General features: G+C 56.8%; 5 protein-coding genes and 5 pseudogenes. 4 read left to right on the top strand and 6 right to left on the bottom strand.

Annotated elements, in window-relative coordinates; translation table 11 throughout:
• The first annotated feature begins 167 nt into the window (after nucleotides 1–167).
• Complete coding sequence (locus B2M20_RS17660; RefSeq protein WP_201789038.1) at nucleotides 168–272, top strand: SHOCT domain-containing protein; 105 nt, start codon at nucleotides 168–170, stop codon at nucleotides 270–272.
• A gap of 1204 nt (nucleotides 273–1476) precedes the next feature.
• Here B2M20_RS17660 and B2M20_RS17665 read toward each other — a convergent pair.
• The 3 genes and pseudogenes from B2M20_RS17665 to B2M20_RS17675 form a co-directional block, all read right to left on the bottom strand.
• Nucleotides 1477–1676 (bottom strand): annotated as a pseudogene (locus B2M20_RS17665) (cold-shock protein).
• A 21-nt stretch (nucleotides 1677–1697) separates the two neighbouring features.
• Nucleotides 1698–1991, bottom strand: coding sequence for a hypothetical protein (locus tag B2M20_RS17670; RefSeq protein ID WP_079448338.1), 294 nt, complete (start codon nucleotides 1989–1991; stop codon nucleotides 1698–1700).
• A 172-nt stretch (nucleotides 1992–2163) separates the two neighbouring features.
• Complete coding sequence (locus tag B2M20_RS17675) at nucleotides 2164–2547, bottom strand: PilZ domain-containing protein (RefSeq protein ID WP_079448339.1); 384 nt, start codon at nucleotides 2545–2547, stop codon at nucleotides 2164–2166.
• Between the two features lie 642 nt (nucleotides 2548–3189).
• On the opposite strand from B2M20_RS17675, the pseudogene B2M20_RS17685 reads away from it, so the two are divergent.
• Together B2M20_RS17685 and B2M20_RS20825 are read left to right on the top strand one after the other, a co-directional pair.
• Nucleotides 3190–3488: pseudogene (locus B2M20_RS17685) on the top strand (DUF6790 family protein).
• A 76-nt stretch (nucleotides 3489–3564) separates the two neighbouring features.
• Nucleotides 3565–3747: pseudogene (locus B2M20_RS20825) on the top strand (hypothetical protein); the annotation flags it as partial.
• 197 nt (nucleotides 3748–3944) lie between these two features.
• Here B2M20_RS20825 and B2M20_RS17695 read toward each other — a convergent pair.
• From B2M20_RS17695 to B2M20_RS17705, 3 genes and pseudogenes are all read right to left on the bottom strand, one after another.
• Nucleotides 3945–4745 (bottom strand): AMP nucleosidase, encoded by an 801-nt coding sequence (locus B2M20_RS17695; protein ID WP_079448343.1) that lies wholly within the window; start codon nucleotides 4743–4745, stop codon nucleotides 3945–3947.
• A 553-nt stretch (nucleotides 4746–5298) separates the two neighbouring features.
• Nucleotides 5299–5544, bottom strand: a pseudogene (locus B2M20_RS17700) (transposase); the annotation flags it as partial.
• 173 nt (nucleotides 5545–5717) lie between these two features.
• Entirely contained in the window at nucleotides 5718–6935 is a 1218-nt protein-coding gene (locus B2M20_RS17705) for an IS701 family transposase (RefSeq protein ID WP_079448344.1), read from the bottom strand.
• A gap of 154 nt (nucleotides 6936–7089) precedes the next feature.
• Here B2M20_RS17705 and B2M20_RS17710 point away from each other — a divergent pair.
• Nucleotides 7090–7680 (top strand): annotated as a pseudogene (locus B2M20_RS17710) (transposase family protein); the annotation flags it as partial.
• Between the last annotated feature and the right edge of the window lie 96 nt (nucleotides 7681–7776).

Raw genomic sequence — 7776 nt, forward strand, 5'->3', positions numbered from 1 at the left:
AAGCAATCGCCAACGCTCTCAAACGCTTCTCACCCGATGAATGTCAAAATTATCTCGCCGCCGCTGGATACGACGCTACCTGATCGAAAAATGCTCTAGTTGCCCTCGCGGTTGTCCTCGCGCGCTGGCTGGGCGGCCCATGGTCAGGGACATATCCGCCACACCAATTGCCACCCACCCAGACGCCACTCGATATTCTCAAGGAGCGCTTTGCGCGCGGCGAGATTGACAAAGCGGAATTCGAAGACCGGCGGCGCGTTCTCGGCGAGTAACACGGCTTGGCCGCCGAACGTTCAACTGACGGATTGATCGATTGATCAGCCGAAAGAGAGCTCTCAAAGATTCAGATCGCGCAACGACATGATGCTTGCTTGATACTTGTCTGTAACTTAGGAATATATTCCATAATGAAGGTTATGCGAATCGACAGACTTTCCTCTGATGAAGACCCCGGACGGTTTGTTTTGCCCATCTGGACAGAGTGAGCGACGGGGACTGGCGCGGAGCTGGCCATCGAGCGCGGCGCCAGATCCCGTCGCGGGTTGAAGGTTTTGGCGTATTCGGCAAGTGTCGTTCGACACCAAAACCCGAGGGAGGAGCCCGTGCGTTTGCAGCGCTCGCCGATGTTCTTGCCAAGGCACTTTTAGATATCAAGTTGATATTGGACATTGAGAAGGCGCTCGCGGACGATTCCGATTTCGGAAATCCCCGAAATTCTCCACCCGTTCAAGATCAGATATTGACCATTATTCACGAGGCGAACGCTGTCTGCGCCGCCAGGCGAGTACAGGCTCGCGGTCGCACCGTGGTGAAGCAACCTCGGGCCACCCCAGGTGCTAGCGATCAATCGGGTAGCACGGCTTAAATGCTCTTTTTAACTATCGTGGGCATCGGATTTCGATTTGCCCGGTGCGTTGCGCTAACGGGATCTGATGCTGGAAACGCTTCCCTCGAGCCCTTTCGCAAGCTGCTCGTGCATTTCCTTGTCGGCCTTTACGGGCCTCCTTTGGGTCCACCGCGGGCACATCGTGACGTGTAGGGTCAAATTTTTCAGCCATTGTAAGCTCCCTCGTCATAAGTCGAGTAAAGGTACCTCAGGTTCCACCGCCGCCCGGATCTGGGCTAGGGGCCGGGACATGGACGGCAGTCGAAGCCACCGCCTGCCGTTCATGCGGCCGCCGCGCGGCCACCGGAACGATTGTGCCGCGCACGATTTATTGCTCCAACAGGGAGTAATTATCCTGATAGATCGTAAAACCGGCACAGGAGATGAGGGCGTACTTCGTAACGCGGCAGATCAGGTCAAGGACGCTGCACGAAGCATGGCTGATAGAAGTCTGGGAAATTGCTCTGAAAGAAGGTTTCGTAGAGATTATCCCCGTTGCGAACGAAGCGGGCGGCCGGGTGCTGCCCAAGGAATACCACGTCGCGAAGATAGAAGAACAAACCCGCCGGCGTGACCGGCGGGCGAGCGGATCAACCGACCCGGAGGTTTTCCGCGCTCTCCTTGCCGCGGTTCGCGACGACTTCGTAGCTCACCTTGTCACCCTCATTGAGCGAGCCAAGGCCGACCCTTTCGACCGCCGATATATGGACGAACACATCCTTGCCGTCGCTGTCGGGCTGAATGAAAAACCCTTCATCGCGTTGAACCACTTCACAGTACCAGTTGCCACTGCCGCACTCCCTTGGAACGATCAATTATCATGGATACTTTCCTGGCCGTCACAAGGCCCGCCGGCACTCATCAAATGTTTTAGCATCGCCTCGCAGGCAACTTCGGCCTCGTCGAACGACTTGAATGGTGAGCCGATTATTTTGATTGCGCCACGTCCCCGATAAAGCGGACGCCATGAAGCCACGTAGCCTGATCTGCCGTGAAACCCGGGACCGGCAAAGTTTTCGAAAAAGCTAATTGTGAAGGAATAGCCGTCGCTGTGTGCACCCCATATTTTCATCTCCTCGACGACGCAGTGGAATTGGAGGGGCATGCAATCTCACACCTCTCTTGTGACTGAGCGAACGGGACCCGCGACGCGCAACGATGCACGCTGTTTCACCTGTCTTAAAGACGGACGCATAGGGGCCAGGTCCGATTAAGCCTGCATCTTCGAAATGATCTCGGCTTCTTTTGGCACCAGCGAATCTCCACGGCGAAGACGGTCAGTCTTCGAAGGCAACGCCAATGAGATCTCCGTTTTGCCAAATCAGGCGGCATGGACGCGATGTTCGAAAATTGTCGAAGGAAATGTCAAAGACTGGAGGCACGATATCGAGGCCGCTCAACCGAATGCTCGCTCCATCGTTCGTGACATTGCAGACACGGCAAGAGTACATGCCGGTGTCCCCCTCAAAGAATACTACCGCCACATGGTTGATGGTGGTCCGCCACTTGGTGCGGCGCTCGAGGGAATCACAGCCTGGCGTCAGGGTCGGGTCTGGCGTTGACGACATAGGACCCTCCTTTACGCGAACGAAGCCGCCCAGCGGAATATGATCGACCGGCGGCTTCGCCAGGGTAGGTGGACTGAGGGCACTGTCCGGCATCACAAGCTATCCTTCTTCCCTACTCGCGCAACGAAACTCGCTTATTAAGCTTGATGTCGCGGCCGCGGGTTAAATCTGGAACCAGGCATGTCCCGCAAAGCTTCAAATCAACTGCTTGGCCGCGATAAGGCAAAGCAGGACCGATCGGGAGGCTATCGCCGTGACACCCATATTGATCACGCCGCCGAATAAAGTGGTCGAGATCGAATTTGCAGCGGCAGCCGCGGTCGTTGTCCGACCGCGGTTTTTCTTTTGAGCTTCTTCGCTGCCATGCTGATACCGGTTGCCAGAATGATCTGACTGACGCGCCGCGCCCTGTGGAAGTTGATCTTCGATCATGGCCCTATATTCGCACGACAACCTGGCAGAAGGGCTTAACAGCCATAGTGAACTAACTGTCACCGCCGTTGATGGTTGACGAACTGCATCGTCACTTGCGCGCGCTTCCTCAACAAAAAGGCTCGGAACGTAGGCCCCGCGCCCTTCCCTAAACTCGCTGAACCAGGCGGGACGATCGCCTTATCCGAAGCTCGAAAGCTTGCCGGGCGGCCTCAGCGAGGTGACAGCACTTGGAATTAGACATGGGCGCGCATAACCCATGTTTTCTTCCCGGCTACCGCCGCGGCACAAATCGAATGGCAGGTGAGCCCCTTTCAGTTCGAATTGGCATGGCGGACCTAGCGATCGGAATAACAGCCATCCTCTCCTTCTGGCGAGAACTCGCGTTCAAAGCTGCGGCAGTCTGTGCTGCCTCGGTGTTTTTACTTGGAGATGCTGTGGGCCATGTTCGACAAATGGTGATCGTCGGCAATTTTGCGCCAGGCAACGCCGGTTTGCCTTTCTATATGGACATTGTTTGCCCGCTGTTAGCGATCGCCCTGGTTTTCGTTTCAAAAGCGAACGCTAATAAGAGGAAACGCCTGCCCTTGAATCTCCCATGAGAAGCGGACAACCGGTAGACGACAAGCCACGGTTATCTGCTACCGTGCGGAGATCGAACTCAGGAAGGCAAATAAAATGAAGACGTCCGGGGAGTGCGAACCACGTAAGCCCATTTCGAAAGAAGTGCGTGACGCTCGCAAAGCGCTTCGAGACGCCGACGCAAAATCGGCAATGATTGAGCACGCGAACGCAGCAAAGGCATTCGACAAAAATCGCGAGCGTCTAAGGGCGGAGCGGCTGGCTCGTGAGGCTGCCGAACCACCCCCGCCGCCGAAGAAGAAGGCGGGGCTGAAGGGAAAGCCAGATGACAGAGGACCGCATTCTTCTCCGAGAGATCCTGGCGTCCGGCGGGCGTAAATGGAAGGTCCGTGACATCACACACGATGGTGATAACCTCGCCGCGGCGGTGACTTCGATCAGAAGCGCATGGCGACACCCATTTAACTTTTCCGCCTCTATGGCTCGTGCCGTTCGTCAAAATCGCTTTCAAAGCGCAGATGCTTCACACTGCGGCCGTGACGCCTCACCAGCTTGAGGGCTTCGATCCCGATGTTGATGTGCGTTTCGACGTAATTCTCGGTTACCACCAGATCCGATGCTTCAGTCTTCACCCCGTCAAAAATCATGGGCTGGTCGGACACTAGTAGCAGCGCCCCGGTCGGAATGCGGTTGGCAAATCCAGCGGCAAAGATCGTCGCGGTCTCCATGTCGATCGCCATACTCCGTGTGCGCCGTAACCGCTCCTTGAAGAGGTCATCGTGCTCCCAGACACGACGGTTGGTAGTGTACACCGTGCCGGTCCAATAGTCGTGACCCAGGTCGCGGATCAGGGTTGACACCGCGCGTTGCAGTTGGAATGCGGGCAGCGCGGGCACCTCCGGCGGCAGGTAGTCGTTGGAGGTACCTTCGCCGCGAATGGCCGCTATCGGCAGGATTAAATCGCCTGTCTGATTCTTGCGCTTTAGGCCGCCACATTTCCCGAGAAATAGAACGGCTTTTGGAGAAATGGCGCTCAGGAGATCCATTACGGTTGCGGCATTCGGGCTTCCCATGCCGAAATTAATCAAGGTAATTCCATTGGCCGTCACGTTGGGCATCGGTCGATCCGCGCCCCTGATCGATACGTCATGGTGGGCGGCGAACCATGCGACGTAACCACCGAAATTTGTCAAAAGAATATACTGTCCAAATTCATCAAGTGGCGTGCCCGTATAACGCGGAAGCCAATTTTCGACGATGTCCTTTTTCTGTTTCATTTTTTGTTTCCCATGTCACACCGCGCCAGTGTATTCGAAGCTGTACGCCAATTCCCGCGATGCAAAAAGATAATTACAGAATCAACTTTGGCTCAGCAGAGCTGATACGCACGATCGACGAAAGACCAGGGCCGGATCCATTCCGGGAATGGCTTCCCTGCCTTGCTCGGCAAGGCTTCGAGCGCTTGGTCGAAACGACATGAAAGAAAGTTAATCCACCGGACTCATCATCGCCGGAATTTCGGTAACACTGCTGTCGTCCCCGCGCTTACTTATCGCTAACAATATGGGAGGCGCAGGATGAATAGGCTCCAGCCGGAATTAATCGCTGTGATGAAGAATGCGCTTGCGCAGGCCGCAAAAGAAGACTCATGCGCAACGAAATTTACAGGAAACCCACTCTGAGGGCTGCATGAGCAGCGCTGCAGTGCGAGGTTGTTGACGGAGCGAGAGAGCGAAGGTATGTACGGCGCAACGGTCAACGAGACGGGATCGGCAGAACCAGATTGGGTCATCGTACAATCAAACACGCAGTCCTGATACAGTGCCGGTCCGCGAATTCACCAAGACGGCTCCAGCGCACGAACCGATTGTAGACGGTCTTGTGCGGACCATACTCACGCGGCGCATCGCGCCAGCGCAGACCGCTCCTGATGACGAAGATGATCCCGCTGATCACCCGCCGGTCATCAACCCTCGTAACTCCGTGCGACAAAGGAAAATACGGCTCGATCCGGCGCATCTGCGCCTCCGACCAACAACAAATCAGCCATGGCGATGCCCCCCCAAACACCACCATTGAATCAACCTACCAGCCCTCTCGCAACAGATTTAATAGGTCCTGAGCCTAGCATTACAGTCGTAGTTTTTGTTTGATGTGGGCTTTTTGAGCGATGGCTTGGTGAGCGCGTCGCCACAGCGACCATGCGATGACATAGCTGGGTCGAATCCGTTGTCGCGCGAGCCGCTGCGCTATTCTGCGGATTTCTTGGACCGACCAACGGATGAGGTCTTGCGGGTTCGGGTTGCTCGCGAAGTGTTTTTTTGGGGTGGTGCGTTAGCTTTTTGACGAATGGCGGCCATCATGGCGAAGGTCAACATGACAAGCGATACGTGACGATACCAGCCATGCCAAGACCGCGTTTCATTATGATCGAGGCCGAACTCGTTCTTGGCGGCCTCAAAGCTGTCTTCGATCGCCCAGCGATGTCCTTCAACGGTGACCAACTGCTTGATGGACGTTCCGGCCGGACACCAGGTGGTGAAGTAGGCGAGTTCGCCGTCGGCGATATGGCGTCGGATCAGCAAACCGCGCGTCCACAGGCCGCTGCGCTCCTTGTTGAACTCGCCGGCGTCGAGATCGGCGAGTTTGAGGTAGGCCCAATCACGCAAGCGTGGCCCCTTGGTCCCGCTGCCTGCCGACAGGCGGCGCCAGTCCACTGGCTTTAGCGTTCTAGCGATCTCTTCCGCCGAGCCGCTGATCGACCGCTTTTGGCTCCAGGATCCGAACCAGTGATTGGCGGCGACGCCGAGCACATAGCCTTTGCCAGCTTGGCGCAAATCCCGCTCGATGTCGCCGACGCCGTAAACGCTGTCACCCGCAACCCAGGCGAATGGGACGCGCGCCGCAATGGCGCGCGCGATCATCTTCGCGGCAAGTTGCGGCTTCGTTGAAAAGCCGACATCGCTTGGCGCATGCGCCGCTTTCAGGCGATGCGGGTCGTCCATCCAGCTCTTCGGCAGATAGAGTGCGCGGTCCATGAAGGCATGGCCGTGACGCGACACATAGGCGGCGAACACCCCGATCTGACAATTCGTGATCTTCCCGGCGGAACCGGTGTATTGTCGCGCCACTCCGCAGGACGCCTTGCCCTGCTTGAGAAAGCCGGTCTCGTCGATAACCAGCACCGCGCCTTCATCGCCGAGATGCTCGACCACATAATCGCGCACCAGATCGCGCAGCTCGTCTGCATCCCAGCGGTCTCGGCCCAGAAGCTCTTGCTGGCGCCACGGGCCGGGATCGCCCGCCGCTTCCGCTCGCATCCAGCCAGTCTTGCGCGGTTCTTCGCTCAGAAGTCCGTCAATGAATGCGCCCGCGCTCGCCGCCGTACGCGCCTGTGCAAACAACGAGCGCATCCGTCGCTTCACGTCCCGCAGCGACGTCGCCCACAACTCCAGTACCGTTTCGATCGACGCGCCCGTCGTCCATGATTGATTGTCGAATCATGGTGATGCATCGAGTCAGAACTCGCTAACGCGCGCAATACAAACTACGACTGTAATGCTAGTGTTTGATCCCGGACTTTGATGGTGCAATCTTTTCCTTGGAATGGAAGGATGCGCTATGGGCCAAATTCTGCACGGGAGCGCCACAACGACAGAGGCGGTCCGTCGAGCGATACAACATAGTCAAGAGAGCCTAAGGGCACTGGCCAAGCGCTATGGGATCAACCAGAAGACGGTCGCCAAGTGGAAGCATCGCTCGTCGGTCAGCGATTTGCCGACCGGCCCTAGAGAGCCAAAGTCGACGGTTCTTTCCGTCGAGGACGAGGCGATCGTCGTCGCCTTCCGTCAGCATACGTTGCTGCCGCTCGATGATTGCCTCTACGCCTTGCAAGCGACGATCCCGCACCTGACGCGCTCGTCATTGCATCGTTGCTTGCAACGGCACGGGATCAGTCGGTTACCCGAGGTTGCGGGCGACAGACCGCCAAAGAAGAAGTTCAAGTCTTATCCGATAGGCTTCTTTCACATCGACATCGCCGAAGTGCAGACGGCCGAAGGCAAACTCTATCTGTTCGTCGCTATCGATCGCACGAGCAAATTCGCGTTCGTGCAGTTGGTCGAGAGCGCCAACCGTGTGGCCGCCTCAGACTTCCTGGTCGCGCTGATTGCCGCCGTTCCTTACAAGATTCACACGATCCTGACGGACAACGTCCTAAGAGCGGAAGGAAATAGAGAAAGCAGTCAAAGTCTCTCTGTACGCCAGCATGCTCTCGCAGCATGACGCTCGTCAAGTTGCAAGGTCGAA

This window comes from Nitrobacter vulgaris (assembly GCF_002028545.1).
In the GTDB taxonomy this organism is placed as follows: Bacteria; Pseudomonadota; Alphaproteobacteria; order Rhizobiales; family Xanthobacteraceae; genus Nitrobacter; species Nitrobacter vulgaris.